General features: G+C 62.5%; 19 protein-coding genes. 18 read left to right on the top strand and 1 reads right to left on the bottom strand.

Going from position 1 to position 20,824, the window contains the following annotated elements; translation table 11 throughout:
- The 12 genes from pseG to fliD all read left to right on the top strand — a co-directional run bounded on the left by pseG (position 1) and on the right by fliD (position 14,939).
- On the top strand, positions 1-1,095 hold the full coding sequence (pseG, locus tag AC3IYG_RS14135) for a UDP-2,4-diacetamido-2,4,6-trideoxy-beta-L-altropyranose hydrolase (RefSeq protein ID WP_489309375.1): 1,095 nt from the start codon (positions 1-3) through the stop codon (positions 1,093-1,095).
- Entirely contained in the window at positions 1,095-2,168 is a 1,074-nt protein-coding gene (locus tag AC3IYG_RS14130; protein WP_489309374.1) for an N-acetylneuraminate synthase family protein, read from the top strand. Before pseG ends, AC3IYG_RS14130 begins: the two co-directional genes overlap by 1 nt.
- Complete coding sequence (gene pseH, locus AC3IYG_RS14125) at positions 2,165-2,731, top strand: UDP-4-amino-4,6-dideoxy-N-acetyl-beta-L-altrosamine N-acetyltransferase (protein ID WP_489309372.1); 567 nt, start codon at positions 2,165-2,167, stop codon at positions 2,729-2,731. Before AC3IYG_RS14130 ends, pseH begins: the two co-directional genes overlap by 4 nt.
- Entirely contained in the window at positions 2,724-3,419 is a 696-nt protein-coding gene (locus tag AC3IYG_RS14120; protein ID WP_489309370.1) for a WbqC family protein, read from the top strand. The genes pseH and AC3IYG_RS14120 overlap by 8 nt, the downstream gene beginning before the upstream one ends.
- A complete protein-coding gene (locus tag AC3IYG_RS14115) occupies positions 3,416-4,087 on the top strand; it encodes a class I SAM-dependent methyltransferase (protein WP_489309368.1) in 672 nt (223 codons plus the stop codon). The genes AC3IYG_RS14120 and AC3IYG_RS14115 overlap by 4 nt, the downstream gene beginning before the upstream one ends.
- An 11-nt stretch (positions 4,088-4,098) precedes the next feature.
- A complete protein-coding gene (locus tag AC3IYG_RS14110; RefSeq protein ID WP_489309366.1) occupies positions 4,099-5,457 on the top strand; it encodes an NAD(P)-binding protein in 1,359 nt (452 codons plus the stop codon).
- The gene (locus AC3IYG_RS14105) at positions 5,457-6,137 is read left to right on the top strand and encodes a PIG-L deacetylase family protein (protein WP_489309364.1); all 681 of its coding nucleotides are present in this window, start codon (positions 5,457-5,459) and stop codon (positions 6,135-6,137) included. Before AC3IYG_RS14110 ends, AC3IYG_RS14105 begins: the two co-directional genes overlap by 1 nt.
- Positions 6,138-6,174: 37 nt before the next feature.
- Entirely contained in the window at positions 6,175-7,266 is a 1,092-nt protein-coding gene (locus AC3IYG_RS14100; RefSeq protein WP_489309362.1) for a hypothetical protein, read from the top strand.
- On the top strand, positions 7,263-11,228 hold the full coding sequence (locus tag AC3IYG_RS14095; protein WP_489309360.1) for a glycosyltransferase: 3,966 nt from the start codon (positions 7,263-7,265) through the stop codon (positions 11,226-11,228). The genes AC3IYG_RS14100 and AC3IYG_RS14095 overlap by 4 nt, the downstream gene beginning before the upstream one ends.
- 262 nt (positions 11,229-11,490) lie before the next feature.
- Positions 11,491-12,957 carry a flagellin gene (locus AC3IYG_RS14090; protein WP_489309358.1) on the top strand — a complete coding sequence of 489 codons (1,467 nt, stop codon included), beginning with the start codon at positions 11,491-11,493 and terminating at the stop codon, positions 12,955-12,957.
- Between the two features lie 76 nt (positions 12,958-13,033).
- Positions 13,034-13,411: a flagellar protein FlaG gene (locus AC3IYG_RS14085; RefSeq protein WP_489309356.1), complete on the top strand. Its 378-nt coding sequence runs from the start codon at positions 13,034-13,036 to the stop codon at positions 13,409-13,411.
- A gap of 79 nt (positions 13,412-13,490) precedes the next feature.
- Positions 13,491-14,939 (top strand): flagellar filament capping protein FliD, encoded by a 1,449-nt coding sequence (fliD, locus tag AC3IYG_RS14080; protein WP_489309354.1) that lies wholly within the window; start codon positions 13,491-13,493, stop codon positions 14,937-14,939.
- On the opposite strand, the gene AC3IYG_RS14075 is transcribed toward fliD, so the two are convergent.
- Positions 14,926-15,084: a hypothetical protein gene (locus AC3IYG_RS14075; protein ID WP_489314001.1), complete on the bottom strand. Its 159-nt coding sequence runs from the start codon at positions 15,082-15,084 to the stop codon at positions 14,926-14,928. The genes fliD and AC3IYG_RS14075 overlap by 14 nt on opposite strands.
- Here AC3IYG_RS14075 and fliS point away from each other — a divergent pair.
- From fliS to fliE, 6 genes are all read left to right on the top strand, one after another.
- Positions 15,065-15,445, top strand: a complete 381-nt coding sequence (gene fliS, locus AC3IYG_RS14070; protein ID WP_489309352.1) for a flagellar export chaperone FliS — start codon at positions 15,065-15,067, stop codon at positions 15,443-15,445. The genes AC3IYG_RS14075 and fliS overlap by 20 nt on opposite strands.
- A gap of 52 nt (positions 15,446-15,497) precedes the next feature.
- Entirely contained in the window at positions 15,498-15,758 is a 261-nt protein-coding gene (locus tag AC3IYG_RS14065; RefSeq protein ID WP_489332103.1) for a flagellar protein FliT, read from the top strand.
- A 223-nt stretch (positions 15,759-15,981) separates the two neighbouring features.
- A complete protein-coding gene (locus AC3IYG_RS14060; protein ID WP_489309348.1) occupies positions 15,982-17,457 on the top strand; it encodes a sigma-54 dependent transcriptional regulator in 1,476 nt (491 codons plus the stop codon).
- Between the two features lie 120 nt (positions 17,458-17,577).
- The gene (locus AC3IYG_RS14055) at positions 17,578-18,846 is read left to right on the top strand and encodes a sensor histidine kinase (RefSeq protein ID WP_489309346.1); all 1,269 of its coding nucleotides are present in this window, start codon (positions 17,578-17,580) and stop codon (positions 18,844-18,846) included.
- A gap of 6 nt (positions 18,847-18,852) precedes the next feature.
- Positions 18,853-20,265 carry a sigma-54-dependent response regulator transcription factor FleR gene (gene fleR, locus AC3IYG_RS14050; protein ID WP_489309344.1) on the top strand — a complete coding sequence of 471 codons (1,413 nt, stop codon included), beginning with the start codon at positions 18,853-18,855 and terminating at the stop codon, positions 20,263-20,265.
- A 144-nt stretch (positions 20,266-20,409) separates the two neighbouring features.
- Entirely contained in the window at positions 20,410-20,739 is a 330-nt protein-coding gene (gene fliE, locus AC3IYG_RS14045) for a flagellar hook-basal body complex protein FliE (protein WP_489309342.1), read from the top strand.
- The last annotated feature ends 85 nt before the right edge of the window (positions 20,740-20,824 follow it).

Raw genomic sequence — 20,824 nt, 5'->3', positions numbered from 1 at the left:
ATGCGCGTGCTGATCCGCGTGGATGCTTCGCAGGTTTTGGGCAGCGGGCACCTGATGCGCTGCCTGACCTTGGCGCGGCAGTTGCGTGCGCAAGGTGCTGAAATCAGCTTCGCCTGCCGTGAATTGCCAGGTACGCCACTCGATGCGCTCGCCGCTGAGTTCGCCTTGCTGCGCCTGCCCGGGACCTATCCCGGCGAGCAGCCGAGTCTGGTCGCCGAGGCCGCCATCGACGCACAGGTTGACAGCCAGGCATTGCAGGCGGTGCTGGGCGAACAGCAGTTCGACTGGTGCATCGTCGATCACTATGGCCTGGCTGCCGATTGGCAACGCCTGGCGCGCCGCTTCGCCCGGTGGATTATGGTCATCGATGACCTGGCCAACCGCCCGCACGCCTGTGACTTGTTGCTGGATCAGGGCCTTCATCCGCAGCCCGATACACGCTACGCGGCCTTGCTCAGCGGCAAGCCACGGCAACTGCTCGGCCCCGACTACGCGTTGCTGCGCGAGGAGTTCCTCGCCGCGCGCGCGCAGACGCAACCGCGCGATGGTCATCTGCAGCGTGTTCTGGTGTTCTTCAGCGGCGGCGACGATCACGGTGAAACTTTCAAGGCGCTGCAAGGCCTGGCCGCTTGGCGCGAGGACGTACGGGTGGAGGTGGTCATCGGTTTGGCGCACCCGGCCGCCGAGCAGTTGGCCGCCTTGTGCCAGCAACGAGGCTGGCACCTGCATCGGCAAATCGATTACATGGCGCGCCTGATGGCGGATGCCGACCTGGCCGTGGGGGCCGCCGGCTCTTCCAGTTGGGAGCGCTGCGCCCTGGGCCTTCCGGCATTGCTCGCGGTACTTGCCGAGAACCAGCGTGAGCAGGCCCGGCAATTGGCTGCCACGGGCGCGGCAATCGACCTGGGCGAGTACCAGGCGTTGACGCCCGAGGATTACCGCTCGGCCCTTGCCGGGCTGACGGCCGCCCACCTGCAGGCGCTTTCCGCCCGTGCCTGGACGCTGGTCGATGGCCACGGCGCCGCGCGCGTGAGCCAGGCCTTGTGGGACAATCAGGCGGATGCGCCGGCGTTCACCGAGGAGGTTACAGACTGATGCACGCACAGCCGTTTTCCATTGCCGGCCGCGCCATTGGCGCAGGCGAACCCGGCTATTGCATTGCCGAGGTCGGGATCAACCACAATGGCGATCTGGAGCTGGCGCTGCGCATGATCGAGGCGGCCAGGCAGGCCGGCGCCGACGCGGTGAAGTTCCAGACCTTCAAGGCCGAGGAGTTCTGCGGCGATCCGCAGCAAATGTTCACCTACCAGTCCCAGGGTCGCAGCGTTACCGAGTCGATGCTGGCGATGTTCCGCCGCTATGAGTTCAGCCCCGCGCAGTGGCTGAAGATCAAGGCGCATTGCGCGGACGTCGGGATCACCTTCTTTTCCTCGCCGCAGAACCGCAGCGATCTCGATCTGCTGCTGCAGATCGGCGTGCCGGCGATCAAAGTCGGCTCCGACGATTTCAGCAACCTGCCGTTGCTGCGCTCATACGCCGAGGCCAAGCTGCCGCTGATTCTTTCCTGTGGCATGAGCGACCTGGCCGATGTCCATCAGGCCTTGGAATGTGTCGGCTGGTTCGCCGGGCAAGCGGTCGCTCTGCTGTTATGCACATCCCAGTACCCGACGCCGGATGCCGACGTCAATCTAGCGAAACTGACCACCTTGCAGCAGGCTTTTCCCGGTCTACTGGTGGGTTTTTCCGACCACACCCAAGGCGCGCTGGCGGCTTCCCTGGCCGTTGCCCGTGGCGCGCGACTGTTCGAGAAGCACTTCACCCTCGATCAGAACCTGCCGGGGCCGGATCACTGGTTTTCCGAAACGCCGCAGGGCCTTGCCGAGTGGGTGACGAGCATCCACCGTGCCGAGGTCATCCTCGGTTCCCCTTACGTACGCCCGACCCTGGCCGAGGGCGACATGCGCGTACTGGCCCGGCGCAGCCTGATGGCCCTGCGCGACATCGCCAGCGGCGAAACCCTGGACGCCAGCAATATCGGCCTGCGGCGGCCGGGCAATGGCTTGCCGCCGATGCTTTTCGAACAAGCCCTGGGCAGTGTCGCGACCCGCGCGATTCGTCAGGGCGAGTTGCTGCGCCTGGGCGACTTCGCCACCGGGGCGTCGGCATGACGGCCGAGCCGGCGCTGGCCATCGGCGCTTACGCCCTGCGCGCCGTGGTGCCAGCCGATGCCGAGCGGCTGTTGCGCTGGCGCAATGCCGAGCGCGTGCGCCAGTACATGTACCACACCGCCCCGATCGAGTTGCCGGCGCATCAGGCCTGGATCCAGGCCGAGCTGAAGAATTCAACGTCCCGACACCTGATTTTCGAGCAGGACGGGCAACCCATCGGCTATGCCAGCCTGACGGACATCGACCATAAGCACCGACGCTGCGCCTGGGGTTTCAACCTGGCCGACACGCCGCCGCCCAAGGGCAGCGGCTCGCGCATGCTGTTCTGCGTGGCGGATTACGCCTTCGACAGCCTGGGGTTGGAAAAGCTCTGCTCGGAAGTCCTGACCTTCAACAGCGCCAGCCTGCGTCTGCACCAGCGCCTGGGTTTCCTGGAGGAGGGCTGCCGGCGCCGACACATCCGCCGCACCGACGGGGTGTTCGACGTGCAACTGCTGGCGCTGTTCGCCGATGATTGGCGAGTGCGGCGCGGGCAACTGGCTGACGAGCTGTTCGATGTCTGAACACTGCCTGCTCGCTGCCCACCAGCCGGCCTATCTGCCGTGGCTGGGCTACCTGGACAAGATCGCGCGGGCCGATGTGTTCGTCTTTCTCGACACCGTGCAGTTCGAGAAAAACAGCTTTATCAACCGCAACCGGATCAAGACCGCCCAAGGCGCGCAGTGGCTGACGATACCGGTGAAAACCCGTGGCCATTTCGATAGCACTCTGCGCACGACCGAAATAGACGATCGCCAGGACTGGCGCTCCCGCCACCTCAAAGCGATCAGCCTCAACTACCGCAAGGCGCCGCGCTTTGCCGAGTGCTACGCCAAGCTGGAGCGGTTGTTCGACGATGACGAGCGCAACCTGGCCGAGCTGTGCTGGCGTCAACTGCGCTTCTGGCTGGACGAGTTGGCCATCGACACGCGCCTGGTACGTTCCAGCGAGCTGCCGGTGAGCAGTCGCAAGTCCGATCTGGTGCTGGATATCTGCCGCAGCCAGGGGGCCGATCAGTATCTTTCCGGCGCGCTGGGGGGCGATTATCTCGATGCAAGCGCATTTCAGGCCGCGGCTATCGACGTGAGTTATCAGGCGTTCGTCCCGCCTGTCTATCCGCAGCTTTGGGGACCGTTCATTCCCGGGCTCAGCGTGTTGGACTGGTGGATGAACTGCACGGCAAGCCCGATCAATTACAAGGAGAGGCCATGAGCTTTTCAGCCGAGTGGGAACAACGCTACGCCGAACATACGCATCTCTCGGTTTGGCCCTGGTCGGACGTGGTCAGCCTGGTTCGTCGGCACTGCCGCGACCTGGGGCCGCAGAGCCGGGTGTTGGAACTGGGCTGCGGTGCCGGTGCGAATATCCCGTTCTTCCAGTCGCTGGGGGTGGCCTATCACGCCATCGAGGGTAGCCCGACCATCGCCGGGCAACTGCGCGAACGGCTGCCGCAACTGGCCGACGCCATCGCCACCGGCGACTTCACTCAGGAGCTGCCGTTCGCGCCGGGTTTCGAGCTGGTCATCGACCGCGCCTCGCTGACCTGCAACAGCGGGCAGGCGATCCGTCGCTGCCTGAAACTCGCCTACGAAGCCTTGCTGCCCGGTGGCTATTTCATCGGCGTGGACTGGTACTCGACTCTGCATTCGGACTACGCCGGCGGTGAGCAGGGCGAAGACGCCTACACGCGCAAGGGCTTTACCAGTGGCTCCTTCGCCCAGACCGGCAACGTGCATTTCTCCGATGAGGCGCATCTGCGCGAGCTGTTCGCCGATTTCCAGTTGTTGCTGCTCGAAGAGAAACAGTCCGTGCGCTACCAGCCGGCCGACAGCCACCGCTTTGCCTCGTGGCTGCTGGTCGCGCGCAAGCCGCTGGCATGAGTGTGCCGGGCATGGATGAACAGGTGATAGTCGTCGGCGGCGGGATTGCCGGCCTGCTGGCGGCGCGTTGGGCCCAGGCCTGTGGCCGCCGGGTCAGCCTCATCGAACGAGCCGAGGCCTGCGGTGGCCTACTGCGTTCGCAGGTCGACGACGCGGGCCATGTCTTCGATCTCGGTACGCACATCCCGGCTTACACCGGCCAGCCGCAGGTCGATGCGCTGATGTTCGACAGCTGCGGACAGGCCTGGGACGAGGTGGAGCTGCTCAAAGTCGGCAATGTGTTCCAGGGCATACTCAACCCGGACAGTCAGTTCATTGACCTGGCCTGCCTGCCTGAAGCCGACTATCAACGCTGTTTGTCCGGCTTGATTAACTCGCTCGGCACCGATGTGGGGGCGGCCAATCTGGACCAGGCCCTGCGCCAGCACTTTGGCGAACCCCTGCTGGAGCAGGTATTCACGCCGCTGCTGAGCCGCTTCTACCAGGCACCGTTCGAGCAACTGAGCGCTGCCAGCCACCGCTTTCTCGGCTATGGGCGCGTTATCGCCGGTTCGGCGCAGGTCTGCCGCGAGCTCAAACGCTCAGCGCTCTATGATGCCAAGGTCGGCTTTCGCAGCTACCGTGAAGGCCGCAGCGCTATCCGTCATGTCTACCCGCGCACAGGCGGGATGGGTGCCTGGATCGGCGCGCTGTGCGACGACTTCCGCCAGAAGGGCGGCGAACTGCTGACCCGCGCCGAGATCATCACAGTGGATCTGCAGGCTCGCCGTCTGGGCCTGGCCGATGGCCGCGCGCTGGATTTCGCCCAACTGGCCTGGACCGCGCCCCTGGCGCTGCTCGGCAAGGCGCTGGGGCTGCCATCCGAGAGTGGGCCGCCACGCTTCCTGCCGATCCGCCTGCATCATCTGTTGCTGGATCGGGCTCCAGCCTGCGACTGTCATTACCTCTATATCAACGAGGCGCACGCGCGCTCCTTCCGAGTCACGCTTTACGACAATTTTTCGGTAGCTAAAGGCGGGGTCTGGCGGGTGACCGTCGAGGCGCTGGAGCGCGCCGACGAAAGCGCGCAGCAGCAGGCCTTGGCCGTCATCGAGGAGCTGCGTGCGGCAGGCATTCTGGCCCCGGGCAGTGTGGTCCGGGTGGCGGCCAGCCAAGCGATCGGCAACGGTTTCCCGGAAGTAACCCTGGCGCAGGAGGCGGCGCAGCAACGCTTGCGCACGCGCCTGGCAGGCATCTCGCCGCATTTGCTGCTTTGCGGGCGCAATGCGTCCGAGGCGTTTTTCATGACTGATGTATTGCACGATGCCGCGGCGACGCTGGCGACGGGTTTCGGCGTGCCGGCGCGGTATCCGGTAGGGGAGGTTACGTGATGGGCGAAACGGTATTGGTGGTGGCGGCTCACCCGGACGATGAAGTGTTGGGTTGCGGCGGCAGCATCGCGCGGCATGTGGCCCAGGGCGACCGCGTGCATGTGGCTATCATGGCGCAGGGCCTGTTCAGCCGCGGTACGCCAGGCGAAGCCGAGCAGGCGGCCTTGCGCGCGGCCTGCACCGCGGCGAACCAGATTCTCGGCGTGCATAGCCTGGAGTGTTTCGAACTGCCGGATAACCGCCTGGACAGCGTCGACCTGCTGGATCTGGTGCAGCAGGTCGAAGCGCTGATCGCCAAGCATCGGCCCGGCATCGTCTACGGCCACTGGAGCGGCGATGTGAACATCGACCACCGACGACTGCATGAAGCGCTGGTCACGGCCTGTCGACCGCAGCCGGGGCATCCGGTGCATACGCTGTTGTTCTTCGAGATCGCGTCGTCCACCGAGTGGCAGGTGGCGCATAGCGCCCCGGTCTTCTGGCCGAACTGGTTCAGCGACATTTCCACCCATCTGGATGCCAAGCTGCAGGCCCTCGCGGCCTATTCGATGGAGTTGCGCGCCTGGCCCCACCCACGTTCGTTGCAGGCCGTCGAGCATCTGGCGCGTTGGCGCGGCGCCACGGTGGGCGTTGAAGCTGCCGAAGCTTTCGTACTGGGACGCCGGCTGATTTCCCGTTGATTGGCGACCCGCTGTCGCCGCCTGATCGAGCCCGACCATGAGTAATGAATCAATGCCTGTTGCCGCGCCTACCGACTGGACGACGTCGGCCCTGCCGTTGGCCGACACCCCGCAGCTGTTCGATAACCCCGGCGTGGTGCGCTTGCGCCAGGCCGTGGAGCAGGCTTTTGCCGAGCGCGAACTGGCTGACCGGCCAACCTTGCGGCTGCAGCCGGGCCAGGTCCGCGCCTGGCAGGCTGAGTCGCAGGATGCCATTCTGGCCCTGGCCGCGTTGTCGGCGCAGGAGCAGTTGCCCGAGTTGCTCGAGGGTTGCGCCAGGACCCTGCGCGACGGCGGGCGGGTGGTGATCGACCTGCGTTCGCCGGCTCACTGGCATGCGGCGTTCGGCGAGTCGAGAGCACAATGGCCGGCGGCTATCCGCGAAGATTGCGCCGTCGCTCTTTGTGCGCCGGGCGAGTTACTGGCGCTGGCCGATGCTTGCGGGCTGAGCCTGGTGGCCCTGGCACCCTACGCCGGCCTTTGGGATAACGGCGCGCTCTACCTGAGCCTGGCACACAAGCACAAATGGCGGCGCCTGCTGTCCTGGCTGGCCAGCGACGAGCGTCTGTTCGAGTTGGCGCTGCTGCTGGAGCAACAGGTGTTTGGCGTACTCGGCCCGGCAGTCAGCGGGCGTTACCTGGTGGCGCTGGAAAAACGTGTCGATCCGTTGGCTAATGCGCGCTGGGCCGAGCGCCTCGCAGGCCTCGATGCTGTCGCCGGCAGCCCGCAGTTGGTCGGAATCGAAGCGTTGTTGCCACTCAGCGCTGCGAACTTCGCCGAGCGCTCGCAGCCGCTGCTTGGCTCGCTGCGCGCACGTCATTTCGCCCATCTGCTGGTGCAGGCGTTGGCGCAGAGCTATCCGGCTTTCAGTCTCGATACTTATCTCGGCGCAGAGGTTCGTGAGCAGTTGCGCCGCTGGCAGGAGGCGCAGGACATCGACCAACGCAATGTGGCGATCGCCCGTCATTGGACGGACGACTGTCCCGAACGCCTGCGCCAGGGCGTGGAAATCACCTCGGGCCTGGAATACAACCTGGTCACCGCCCTGTTGCGGGACTATTTCAAGACCCACAGCGGAGTCAGTTCGTGAAGTCCTCAGCGATCGTCTGTTTTATTTGGGAACCCCAACTCGGTGTACTGCGGGAGTTCTTCAAACGTCATGGCCCGCTGACCGTCATCACGCTCTCGCCCTATGTCTCGCAGGCGTTGATCGAGGTGGTGGCCGAGGTCGGCGGCAAGCTGTTCCTGATCGATCAGGAGCTCGGCGATGCCGGTGCGCAGAGCATTCGCGCCGAGCTGGAGCCGCTGCGCCACGCTCTGGATCGGCACCTCGCCGGGCCGCTGCCGGCAGCGCTGGCGAATGAAGAGGGTGAGGCCGTGGCCGCTGTCGTCCGGGCTCGCCTGGATGCCGAGTTGCCGCTGCTGCTGACGATGCTGCAGGGCCTGGAACTGGCACAGCAGACCTACCGCATCAGTTTGATGCTGGTTAGCGAGGATGTGTTGCCGGTGGCCAAGACCAGCGTGCTGTGGGCGCGCGAGCAGGGCATCCCATCGCTGCACCTGTCCCATGCGTTGGCGTTGAACGATCCGCATACAGTGCATTCGGAGCTGATCGCCGATGTGCATGCGGTCTATGGCCAGCGTGGCCTCGAAGGCTATCTCGACTACGGCGTCGCCCCCGAGCGTTTGCGCGTTACTGGCAACCCGGCCTGGGACAAGTTCGTCGAACTGCGGGGGCAGCGCAGTGCGCGCAATGCCGAGTTGCGCGAGAAATACGCGTTGCGTGAGGGCGAGCCGGTTGTCGTGTTCGGTACGACCTGGACCAGCAGCCTGACGGCCTGTGGGGATGAGGGCATTTATGGGCAGACGCTGGGTGCCTTCATTGCGGCCTGTGAAACCCTGCGTGGCGAAGGGCTGCGTTTCAATCCTGTGATCAAGGACCGGCCGCCCAATTACCACTTCGGCGAGCGCCGCTTCAAGGAGTTGCTGGCCGAGCAGGATGCCGACCCGGCGCATTACTTCTACCTCGTCGAGGATGCCCCGTTGTGGGCGGCGGCGGCCGATGTGCTGATCGCGGTGGATTCCAATTACAGCGTTGAAGCCATGCTCTGCGGCACGCCGGCAATCAACCTTCAGCACCCGGCCAATACCCTGTTCGGGCCTTGCTATGACGCCGAGTCCGGGGTCGTCGATGTCGAGAGCGGCGAATTGTGCGCGGCCATGCGCCAGTTGTTGCTCGACGAGGCGTTTCGGGAGCGGCAAGTGGCGTCGATGGCCGCGCGGGTGCCGTTCTACAACCTCGGTGTCGATGGTCAGGCTGCGGTGCGCGTGGCGCAATTGATGAGCGAAATGGCCGTTGGCCTGGTGCCGAAGCTGCTGACCTGGCTGGAGGCCCGCGTGCCGACGGCAAGCGAACAGGCGCTGATCGCCGAACGCCTGGCTCGCTGCGGCAATGAACGCCCGGTGCTCGGTGTGCTGGTGCTCGACCCGCAGGGCAACCAGGCCGCGCTGGAGCTTACGCTGCGCAGCCTGGAGCAGGCGTTGCCGGCACCGTTGCAGGTGGTGGTGTTCAGCAGCGCCGCAACGCTGCCGGGCGATCGCCCCGGTGCGGTCGATTTCATCTCGGTGGCGGCCGGGGATCAGGTGGCGGCCATCAACCGGTTGGTGCTCGCAGAGCAAACCGCTCCTGCATTCGATTGGCTGCTGTTGGTCGACGCGGGCACGGAGTTCACCCGTGCCGGGCCGCTCTTGTTGAGCCTGCAACTGGCTGAGGCGCAGGCCCGCGAGGGCGCATCTGGCGAGGTGGCGCACGGGTTTTTCGCCGACGAGTTGCAACGTTCCCCGAGTGGCGCGCTGGGCGCGCTGTTCAAGCCGGACTTCAACCTCGACCTGTTGCTCAGCTTCCCTGCCATCGCGGCGCGGCATTGGATGATCCGCCAACGCAGCTTCGTCGAGCTCGGTGGTTTCGATCCGGCATTCGCCACGGCTTTTCAGCTGGATCTGTTGCTGCGCCTGGTTCACGGTTGTGCGGGTAATGGCCTTGGACACGCCGCCGAAGTGCTGCTGATCGCCGATATCCCCAACCTGGGGTTCAACCCGGCCGAGCAGGTGGCGCTCGAACAGCACCTCGAGGCGCGCGGTTACCAGGCGCATGTGCAGGCTTTCCTGCCGGGTCGCTATCACATTGAATATGGCCATCCCCAGCAGCCACGGGTTTCGATCGTGGTGGCGGTACGGGATCATCTGCCGTTGCTGCAGCGCTGCGTCGAAACCCTGCTGGATAAGACCCGCTACGGCCATTACGAGCTGTTGCTGGTGGATTGCGGCAGCCAGGAGACGCAAACGCAGGAATGGCTGGCCGGCGTCGAGGCGCTGAACAGCGAGCAGGTGCATGTCTGGCGTTTCGACGGTGCGTTCAACTTCTCCTCGATGGTCAATGCGGTAGCCGCTACGGTGAGCGCGGAATACCTGCTGCTGCTCAGTCATGACGTGCAGATCGTCCAGGAAGACTGGCTCGAACAGTTGCTCAATCAGGCGCAGCGCCCGGAAGTCGGTGCGGTTGGCGCCAAGGTGCTCGATGCGCAGGGGCGCATCGAACAGGCCGGCATCATTCTCGGTCTGCATGATGTGGCCGATCGCGCCTTTGTCGGTGAGTCGGCGGAGGCATCCGGTTACATGAACCGTCTGCAGGTTACGCAGAACTACAGTGCGGTGGGGGCGGCTTGCCTGATGATCCGCCGCGAGGTGTTCCTTGAGGTAGGCGGTCTGGACGAGAGCCGGCTGAATGCCTTCTATGGCGATGTCGACCTTTGCCTGCGGGTGCGCGCGGCAGGCTTGCTCAATGTCTGGACGCCGCACTGTGTGCTGCTGCGCGACGGTATCGACTTGCCGGCCCTGGCTATCAGCGATGGGCTGGAGCGGCATGCCGCCTTCAAGGCCGAGCAGGAGGAAATGATCCGCCGCTGGTTGCCGATACTGGCCCGCGACCCGGCCTATAACCCCAACCTCGGGCTGAAAGGCGCCGGGTTCGAGTTCGACTACAGCAGCCGGCGCGTGCATCAGCCGCTGCTGCCGCAGGTCCTCTGCTATCCGGCGGATATCACCGGCTGTGGCCATTACCGCGTGCGCCAGCCGTTCGCGGCCATGCGCGAGGCCGGACTGGTCGATGGCCTGCTCAGCAGCATCCATTTGCAGCCGGTGGAGCTTGAGCGCTTCGGTGCGCAGACGGTGGTGTTCCAGCGCCAGATCATGGAGCCGCAGATCGCCAGCATGCGCGAAGTTCAGGCCTATTCCGGTGCGTTCAAGGTCTACGAGCTGGACGATTATCTGCCGAATCTGCCACTCAAAAGCATGCATCGGGAACACTTGCCGCGAGATGTCCTCAAGTCACTCAGGCGCGCGGTAGCGCTTACCGATCGCTTTGTGGTCTCCACCCAGCCGCTGGCCGAAGCCCTTGCCGACCTGCACGGTGACATCCGCGTGGTTCCCAACTGCCTGCCGGTCAACTGGTGGGGCAATCTGCGCAGCGAGCGTCGTCGTGGTCGCAAGCCGCGCGTCGGTTGGGCCGGTGGCAGCAGCCATACCGGGGATCTGGAGCTGATCGCGGATGTGGTGCGCGACCTCGCCGGCGAAGTGGAGTGGGTGTTCTTCGGCATGTGCCCGGACAAGCTCAAGCCCTATATCCATGAGTTCCATACCGGTGTGGCCATCGAACAGTACCCGGCCAAGCTGGCCAGCATGGACCTCGACCTGGCATTGGCTCCGCTGGAGCAGAACCTGTTCAACGAGTGCAAGAGCAACCTGCGCCTGCTGGAATATGGCGCTTGCGGTTTTCCGGTGATCTGCAGCGATGCGCTGTGTTATCGCGGCGACTTGGCGGTGACGCGGGTCAAGAACCGCTACAAGGACTGGATGGATGCCATCCGCATGCACCTGGCCGACCTCGATGCCAGCGCCAGGGCTGGCGATGCGCTGCGCGAGCAGGTGCTGCGTGACTGCATGCTCAGCGCCAGCAACCTCGACTACTGGCGTGCCACCTGGTTGCCGGACTGAACCGGCGGCATAAAAAGGCCGACGAACGGCGTGGTCGGGGTCTCAACCTTCGCCACACCTGCCGATAAATAAGGTGCGAACACAGTTCGCGCCTGCTCGGCAAGCCCAAGGCGAAAAAATTAAAATTTCCCCTAAAGCTCTTCCAGCAAGCGCCGATAAAGAATCTGAATGCGGACTGAATGCGAATTCTAGGGGCGCCTGAGCAAGCAGGCCCTGAACATCGCAAGCTCAGGTAAATACTAGGTACTTTGGGAGACGCCAAATGGCACTTACAGTCAACACAAACATCGCTTCGCTTAACACTCAGCGCAACCTGAACGCTTCGTCCAGTTCGCTGAACACTTCCCTGCAACGTCTCTCCACTGGCTATCGCATCAACAGCGCCAAGGACGATGCTGCCGGCCTGCAGATTTCCAACCGACTGACCAACCAGATCAGCGGCCTGAACCAGGCTACCCGCAACGCCAACGACGGTATTTCCCTGTCGCAAACCGCTGAAGGTGCACTGCAGCAGTCCACCAACATCCTGCAGCGTATCCGCGACCTGTCCATCCAGGCTGCCAACGGCTCCAACAGCGACGCTGACCGTGCCGCCCTGCAGAAAGAAGTAACCGCTCAGCAGGCCGAACTGTCGCGTATCGCTGAAACCACCACGTTCGGTGGTCGCAAATTGCTCGACGGTTCTTTCGGTACCACCAGCTTCCAGGTTGGTTCCAACGCCTTTGAAACCATCGACGTGACCCTGAAGGATGCCTCTTCCAACAAGCTTGGTTCTTACCAAGTGGGTGGCGGTGCTTCGACCAACGCCGCTGGTGCTTCGGCGGCGTCGGTCTCGACTGTTGCCGGTTCTCTGGTTGCCGGTAGCGGTGGTGCATTCACCGCGAACACCGTGACTGTAGTTGGCAACGGCCAGACTGCGGACGTAGTGACTGCCTCCGGCGACAGCGCCAAGAGCATCGCCCAGAAGTTCGATGGTGCTATCGCAGGTCTGAGCGCTACTGCTCGCACGGTCATTCAGGCTGACGTGAACTTCTCGTCGGGCTCCGCTTCGTTCAGCATGACTGTTGGCTCCAACACCGTGCAAATGGTGGGTGTGACTTCCAACGAAGACCTGGCTAACCAGATCAACTCGAACGCCGGTAAGCTCGGTCTGACTGCTAACTACGATTCGCAGAACGACAACATCACCATCACCTCCAGCACTGGTGAGACCATCCAGTTCGGCATCGCAACGGGTACGTCGGCAGGTACTGTCAATGTCGCCGTTCAGGGTGCTGACGGTACCTTGGGTGCGGCAACTGATGTGAAGACCACCGGTGCCAAGGCTTTCGGTACTGTACAGCTGAACTCCCCGGTATCCTTCGCGGTAACCGGCACCACCACCGAAGTGTTCAACACCAGCGCTTCTTCGCTGAGCACCGTAGGTAACGTCGATATCTCCACCGCAGACGGCGCTCAACGTGCCATCGCTGTGATCGACAACGCCTTGGCTGCCATCGACTCCCAGCGTGCCGACCTCGGTGCTGTGCAGAACCGCTTCGACAACACCATCAGCAACCTTCAGAACATCTCTGAGAATGCTGACTCTGCTCGTAGCCGGATCCGTGACACCGACTTCGCCCAGGAAACCGCTACCCTGTCCAAGAACCAAGTTCTGCAACAGGCTGGTACCGCAATCCTGGCCCAGGCCAACCAGCTGCCACAGTCGGTTCTCAGCCTGCTGCAATAAGGCAGGGGAGCACCCATAAGCCATGGGAGGAAGGGGATAACCCTTCCTCCCATTTGGTCATTGTGAGGTATGTAAAATGGATGTCGCGAACATTACGTCTGTTGCTGTCCACCCCAGGTTTTCCAAAGAGGCCGCGCCGACCGTAACTCTGAGCCCGCAGGCTTTGAAGGAGAGCAAGGAGAGCAAGGAGAGTAAGCCGAGCAGTGCCGTTGACGCGGACGCTCCGGCGGCGGATGGAAGCCTGGAAGCGGCGGTGGCCGATATCCAGTCGTTCGTCCAGACCGTCAAGCGTGGTCTCGACTTCAACGTGGATGACTCCAGTGGCGAGGTTGTGGTCAAGGTTATCGATACGGACTCGGGCAAGCTGATTCGTCAGATTCCGTCCGAAGAGTTGTTGCGTCTCGCCGAGCGTCTTGAAGACATCCGTAGTTTGATGTTCGAGGCCAAGGCCTGAGTTGGTACGTTTTTTGAGTACAACTCCCCCGATCGTTTCCAACAGGGAACTCGGGACGTTTTTTTGACGGAGGTACCAGATGGCCGGTATTAGCGGGATAGGTTCAGGGATCGATATCGATACGATCGTGGCGGCTCTGGTCAGCGCGGAAAAAGCGCCCAAGCAGAATCAGCTCGATACCCTTGAGACCAAAACCACCACTAAGCTCACCGCCCTCGGCTCCCTCAAGAGCGCCGTCAGCGAGTTTCAAAGCGCTTTGGCACTGCTCAACAGCCCGACCAGTTTCCTGTCGCGGACTGCGACTTCCTCGAACACCGCCGCCTTGAGCGCCACGGCGAGTCAAAGCGCGGTTTCCGGCACTTACAAGATCGCGGTGTCGCAACTGGCCAGCAGCAGCAAGATTGCCTCTGCTGCATTCGCGGGTGGTTCCGCCGCGGCTTTCAGTACCGGAACGCTGGATATCAAGCTGGGTAGCGATACGGCCCTGAGCCTCACTGTCGACAGCACCAACAACACCTTGGCCGGCATGCGCGATGCGATCAATGCGCAAGGTGCTGCCAAGGGCATCAGTGCCACCATCGTTACCGATACCCAGGGTTCGCGCCTGGTGCTGAGCAGCAGCAAGACCGGGGATGGCAATAACATCACCGTTACCGGCACCAGCACTGGCGGCACTGGCACCTCGCTGGAAGAGCTGACTTTCCCTGGTGCTACGCTCAATGTCGGCGACTTTTCCACCCCGGCTGAATATGACGCAGCGGTGGCCAAGGCGGGCAAGACCATTTCGACCGCGCAAAGCGCGAAGCTGACCATCGATGGCCTGGATGTGGTCAGCGACTCCAATACCGTTACTTCTGCGATCGATGGTCTCAGCCTGACCTTGACCGCGACGACTGCGGTGGACACCCCTCTGACCCTGACCGTGGCGCAGAACAGCACTGGGGTTAAGGCCAACGTCCAGAACTTCGTGACCGCTTACAACAAGATGGTCAGCAGCATCAATTCGCTGACCAAGGTCACCACAGTCGAGAACAGCGACCCTGTGGTTGCGGCGCTTGCCGGCGATTCGACGGCCCGCGCGTTGCTGAGCAGTGTGCGCAACGAGCTGGTTTCAGCCCAGGCTGGCACTGGCTCCGTCCGCGCGCTCGCGGACCTGGGTATCACCACCAAGCAGGATGGCACGCTGGAGCTGAACAGCGCCAAGCTGGACACGGCCATCAGCAAGAATTACGAAGGTATCGCCAGCTACTTCACAGGCGATAGCGGGCTGGCTAACCGCCTGAAAACCAAACTCGACCCCTACACGGTATCCGGCGGGGTCATCGAGCAGCGCAGCAAGGTGTTGCAGGGCAACATCACCAGCATCGACAAGCAGCAAACCGATCTGGATCGCCGCATCGAAGCGCTGCAGACGCGCCTGTACAAACAGTACAACGCCATGGATGCTCTGGTTTCCCAATTGCAGAGCACCAGTGAAAGCCTCACCTCCCAGCTGGAAAGTTTGCCTGGGTTGGTTAAAAAGAGCTGAACACTGCATCCCAGGCTTTGATCCAGGCTTTTTCAATCGTGAAAAAGCTCACCGAAGGCATAAAGCTCCCGCGAATCCAGCCGATATCTTGAATATCGAAACATGGATTCAAAAGGATCTGCAAAATGAGAGCGATGTTGGCCATGAAGCAATATCAGCAGGTTAATGTTCAGTCTCAGGTCTCTGATGCCAGCCCGCACCGACTGATCCAGATGCTGATGGACGGTGGTCTGGAGCGCTTGGCGCAAGCGCAGGGCGCCATGGAGCGCGGCCAGTCCGCTCTCAAGGGCGAACTGATCAGCAAGGCCATCGGTATCGTCGGTGGCTTGCGCGAGGGATTGGATATGACTAACGGCGGCGAGGTTGCGCTGAATCTGGATCGTGTCTATGAATACATGACCGCCCGCATGCTCGAAGCCAATAAGATCAATGATCCGGCTCCGCTCCTCGAAGCCGCCGCTCTGCTGCGTGAGATCAAGTCCGGTTGGGATGCGATCGCACCCTGAGTTGGAGAGAATGATGGCGAGTTCAGTATTGCAACAGATCGAAAGCACCCGTATGGCCTTGATCGATGCCTTCGAGCAACAGGATTGGGAGCGTATCGGTGTTCTTGACCATGCCTGTCGAGAGCAGGTGAATGCTGCCATGGTTGCCAGCGCGGACATCGAAGAGGCGCTGCGCGAGCAAATGGAAGCATTGGTCGAGGTTTATCGCTGCCTGACCGAGGCCTGCGTGCGTCAGCGCGAATCCATAGGCCAAGAGCTGAGCATGATTGCCAAGTCCAGCCAAAGTGCAAAAATCTATCAGATGTTCGGTTAATTCATTCTTTGCAGCTAACCCCCCTCTATCTGAGGGCATTGTCTGGCGGAGCGCACGGACACGCTTATAACGGGTTATAGCTCCCGTCGATCAGGGCAAAAAAATCACGTCATAAAATTGACTGCACCCAATAAATTGACTCTACTAGTGGCCTATTACTGGCGTTGCTCCGAGAGTTCGATGCTGTGCGCTTTCTTCACTCCCAGGATCAGATCAAGACACTATGTGGCGTGAAACCAAAATTTTGCTGATTGATGACAACACTGAGCGCCGTCGTGATTTGGCGGTCATTCTGAATTTTCTCGGGGAAGAGCATCTCGTCTGCAGCAGCGCTGACTGGCGCGAGACTGTCAGTTCGCTGGCCAGCAGTCGCGATGTGTTGAGCGTGCTGCTCGGCGAGGTCGAGGCCAAGGGGGGCGCGCTCGAGTTGCTCAAGCAGCTGGCGACCTGGGACGAGTTGGTACCGATCCTGCTGATCGGCGAAGCGGCTTCGGCCGATTGGCCGGACGACGTACGCCGGCGCGTGCTGACCTGCCTGGAGATGCCGCCGAGCTACAACAAGTTGCTCGACTCGCTGCATCGTGCCCAGGTTTACCGCGAGATGTACGACCAGGCCCGTGATCGTGGCCGTCAGCGCGAGCCCAATCTGTTTCGTAGCCTGGTCGGCACGAGCCGTGCCATCCAGCAGGTGCGGCAGATGATGCAGCAGGTCGCCGATACCGAGGCCAGCGTGCTGATCCTTGGTGAGTCGGGTACCGGAAAGGAAGTGGTTGCCCGCAACCTGCATTACCACTCCAAGCGCCGTGATGCGCCTTTCGTGCCGGTCAACTGCGGCGCAATTCCGGCTGAGTTGCTGGAAAGCGAATTGTTTGGCCACGAGAAGGGTGCCTTTACCGGCGCCATCACCAGCCGGGCTGGGCGGTTCGAGCTGGCCAATGGCGGGACGCTGTTTCTCGACGAGATCGGCGACATGCCGTTACCCATGCAGGTCAAGCTGCTGCGCGTGCTGCAGGAGCGGACTTTCGAGCGGGTAGGAAGTAACAAGACGCAGAGCGCCGACGTGCGCATCATCGCGGCGACGCACAAGAATCTGGAGCAGATGATCGAGCAGGGGACCTTCCGCGAAGATCTTTACTACCGTTTGAATGTGTTTCCGATCGAGATGGCTCCCCTGCGTGAGCGGGTGGAAGACATTCCATTGTTGATGAACGAGCTGATTTCACGCATGGAGTTCGAGAAGCGCGGCTCGATTCGCTTCAACTCCGCGGCCATCATGTCGCTCTGTCGGCATGACTGGGCCGGCAACGTACGCGAACTGGCCAACCTGGTGGAGCGTATGGCGATCATGCATCCCTATGGCGTGATCGGCGTGCTGGAACTGCCGAAGAAATTTCGCCAGGTCGAGGACGAGCATGATCAACAGGCGACCAATCTGCGTGACGAGCTGGAAGAGCGGCTTGCGTTCACCAGCAGCGTGCCGGGCTTGGATTCGTCGACGATGCTGCCGCCGGAAGGTTTGGACCTCAAGGATTACCTCGGCAATCTCGAACAAGGGTTGATCCAGCAAGCGCTGGACGATGCCGGCGGGGTGGTGGCGCGTGCTGCCGAGCGCCTGCGTATCCGCCGTACCACCCTGGTGGAGAAAATGCGCAAGTACGGCATGAGCCGCCGGGATGACGAAGAACAGCCGGAGGATTGACACGCTCTCCGGCATGTTTTTATAAGTTTTTGAAAAATAAGCCTATTTTTTTAGGCACGGGTATTGCTAGTCCTCTCTCGACTGACCGTCTTATGACGGCGCGCCGCGCGAGAGAGGATCATGAACCCAACCGCACTCCAACCCCATATCGCTGAACCGGACGCTGCCACTCCCCAGGAGCAGGCCAGCCGTGTCGGTCTTGAACAGGCGTTTGCCCTGTTCAATCAGATGTCGACGCAGCTCAGCGACTCCTACAACTTGCTGGAGGCGCGGGTTACCGAGCTCAAAGGCCAGTTGGCTTTGGTCAGCGCTCAGCGCATGCAGGAGTTGGCGGAAAAGGAGCGTCTGGCCAATCGCCTGCAAAGCCTGCTCGATCTGCTGCCTGGCGGGGTGATCGTGATCGATGGTCAGGGCGTCGTCCGTGAAGCCAATCCGGTGGCGCGCGGCCTGCTGGGGCAGCCATTGGTCGGCATGCTCTGGCGCCAGGTCATCGCCCGTAACTTCGCGCCGCGTAAAGACGATGGCCATGAAGTCTCGCTGAAGGACGGCCGGCGCCTGGCGATTGCCACCCGCTCGCTGTCGGCCGAGCCGGGGCAACTGGTGCTGTTGACCGATCTGACAGAAACCCGGCGCTTGCAGGATCAGCTCTCACGACATGAGCGCCTGTCCGCCCTTGGGCGCATGGTCGCCTCCCTCGCGCATCAAATCCGTACACCGCTTTCCGCGGCCTTGCTCTATGCCAGCCACCTGGCTGAGCAAGTGCTGCCGGTTGAGCAGCAGCAACGCTTTGCCGGGCGCTTGAAAGAGCGCCTGCATGAATTGGAGCACCAGGTGCGAGACATGCTGGTGTTCGCCCGTGGCGACCTGCCGCTGCCTGACCGTCTGGCGCCCAAGACCTTGTTCGACGCGCTGCGCTCTGCGGCGGAATCGCATCTCGTGGACATGCAGGTGCGCTGGCAATGCGACAGCCATGCCGGTGAGTTGCTGTGCAACCGCGATACCCTGGTCGGCACCGTACTCAACCTGGTCGAGAACGCGATCCAGGCCGCCGGCCGTCAGGCGCGCTTGAAGATCCATCTGTATGCGCGCGGTACGACCTTGCGCTTGTGCGTCAGCGATAACGGTCCGGGCATCGACGCGATGACCATGGCACGTTTGGGTGAACCCTTCTTCACCACCAAGACCACGGGTACCGGCCTCGGCCTGGCAGTGGTCAAGGCGGTCGCGCGTGCGCATCAGGGCGAGTTGCAACTGCGTTCGCGGCCTGGGCGCGGCACGTGCGCCATTTTAGTCTTGCCGCTGATCCATGCGGCGCAAATAGGCGCTGGTGGCATAAGCGAGCCAGCCGCGACTCGCTTATGTCACCAGCGCCTAATAATTCAGGAGTAAGTATCCATGGCTGCCAAAGTCCTATTGGTCGAAGACGACCGTGCGCTGCGCGAGGCCTTGGCCGATACCCTGCAGATCGGTGGGCATGACTACCGAGCGGTGGATTGTGCCGAGGCGGCGCTTGAGGCCTTGAGCGGCGAGACGTTCAGCCTGGTGATCAGCGACGTCAACATGCCGGGCATGGATGGGCATCGGTTGCTCGGCTTGATCCGCAGCCGCTACCCGCACTTGCCCGTGCTGCTGATGACGGCTTTCGGCGCGGTCGAACGGGCGGTCGATGCCATGCGTCAGGGTGCGGCGGATTACCTGGTCAAGCCGTTCGAGCCCAAGGTCTTGCTCGAGTTGGTGGCGCGCCACGCCCTGGGTCGTTTAGGGGCGGCGGAAAGTGACGGGCCGATCGCGCTGGAGCCGGCAAGCCGGCAGTTGTTGGAGCTGGCCGCGCGGGTGGCCAAGAGCGATTCCACGGTGCTGATCTCCGGCGAGTCCGGCACCGGCAAGGAAGTGCTGGCACGCTATATCCACCAGCAGTCGCCACGGGCGAACAAACCTTTCATCGCCATCAACTGCGCGGCGATCCCCGATAACATGCTCGAAGCCACGCTGTTCGGCCATGAGAAGGGCGCCTTTACCGGGGCGGTCGCCTCGCAGCCGGGCAAGTTCGAACTGGCTGAGGGTGGCACCATCCTGCTCGATGAGATTTCCGAAATGCCCCTCGGGCTGCAAGCCAAACTCTTGCGCGTCTTGCAGGAGCGCGAAGTGGAGCGGGTCGGGGCGCGTAAGCCGATTACGCTGGATATCCGCGTACTGGCCACCAGTAACCGCGACTTGGCCGGCGAAGTGGCGGCTGGGCGCTTCCGTGAGGATTTGTTCTATCGCCTGTCGGTTTTTCCGCTGGGTTGGCGGCCGCTGCGTGAGCGGACTGCCGATATTTTGCCGCTGGCCGAGCGTTTGCTGGCCAAACACGCCAAGAAAATGAATCACGCCGCCGCGCGCCTGTCGCTGGAGGCCCAGAGCTCTTTGATCGGCTACCCCTGGCCGGGCAACGTGCGCGAACTGGATAACGCCATTCAGCGGGCGTTGATCTTGCAGCAAGGTGGTTTGATCCAGCCGCAGGACCTCTGCCTGAGTGGCCCGGTCGGATTGGCGGCATCGCCAGCTACGCCGGCGCAGATGTTGACGGTGGTGCCCACGAGCGGGTTGCGCCAGCCTGACGCGACGGCTCTCGATGCTGCCGGTGCGCTGGGTGATGACCTGCGTCGGCATGAGTTTCAGATGATCATCGATACCCTGCGCTCCGAGCGTGGTCGCCGCAAAGAGGCTGCAGAGCGCTTGGGCATCAGCCCGCGGACCCTGCGTTACAAGCTGGCGCAGATGCGCGATGCGGGCATGGATGTCGAGGCATACCTGTTCGCCAGTTGAACGCTATCCGAGTCACCGATAGACCCCTGTTTGGCCCGCCTGGCGCGGGCCTTTTCTTGTCCGGCTTGTTTGGCACCCTTGTTGCTAATACCTAAGCCAAGCACCGCGCAGCGTCAAAAAAACCGCGGCTACCGGAGATAGGTTATGAGCCAGGGTATTGAATTCAATCGCTTGATGTTGGAAATGCGCTCCATGCAAATGGACGCCATGGCCCGCACCAAGCCACCGGTGGAAGCGCCGGCGGCAGGCGCTCCGAACTTCTCCGACATGCTCAGCCAGGCGGTCAGCAAGGTCAACGATACGCAGCAGGCTTCCAGCCAGTTGGCCGAGGCCTTCGAGGTTGGCAAAACCGGGGTCGATCTGTCCGATGTGATGATCGCCTCGCAGAAAGCCAGCGTGTCCTTCCAGGCCATGACCCAGGTGCGCAACAAGATTGTCCAGGCTTATCAAGACATCATGCAGATGCCGGTATGATTCCGGCCCCAGATCATCAGTGCCGGCGTTGAGTTCGAATCACCGAATCGCTTGCCCGGTCGCTGGCCGACCTCCGCGGTATGCA

The organism is Pseudomonas sp. KH_027 (assembly GCF_057838565.1).
The sequence above is the reverse complement of the archived record's forward strand: the minus strand, read 5'-3'. Positions and strand labels throughout refer to the sequence as shown.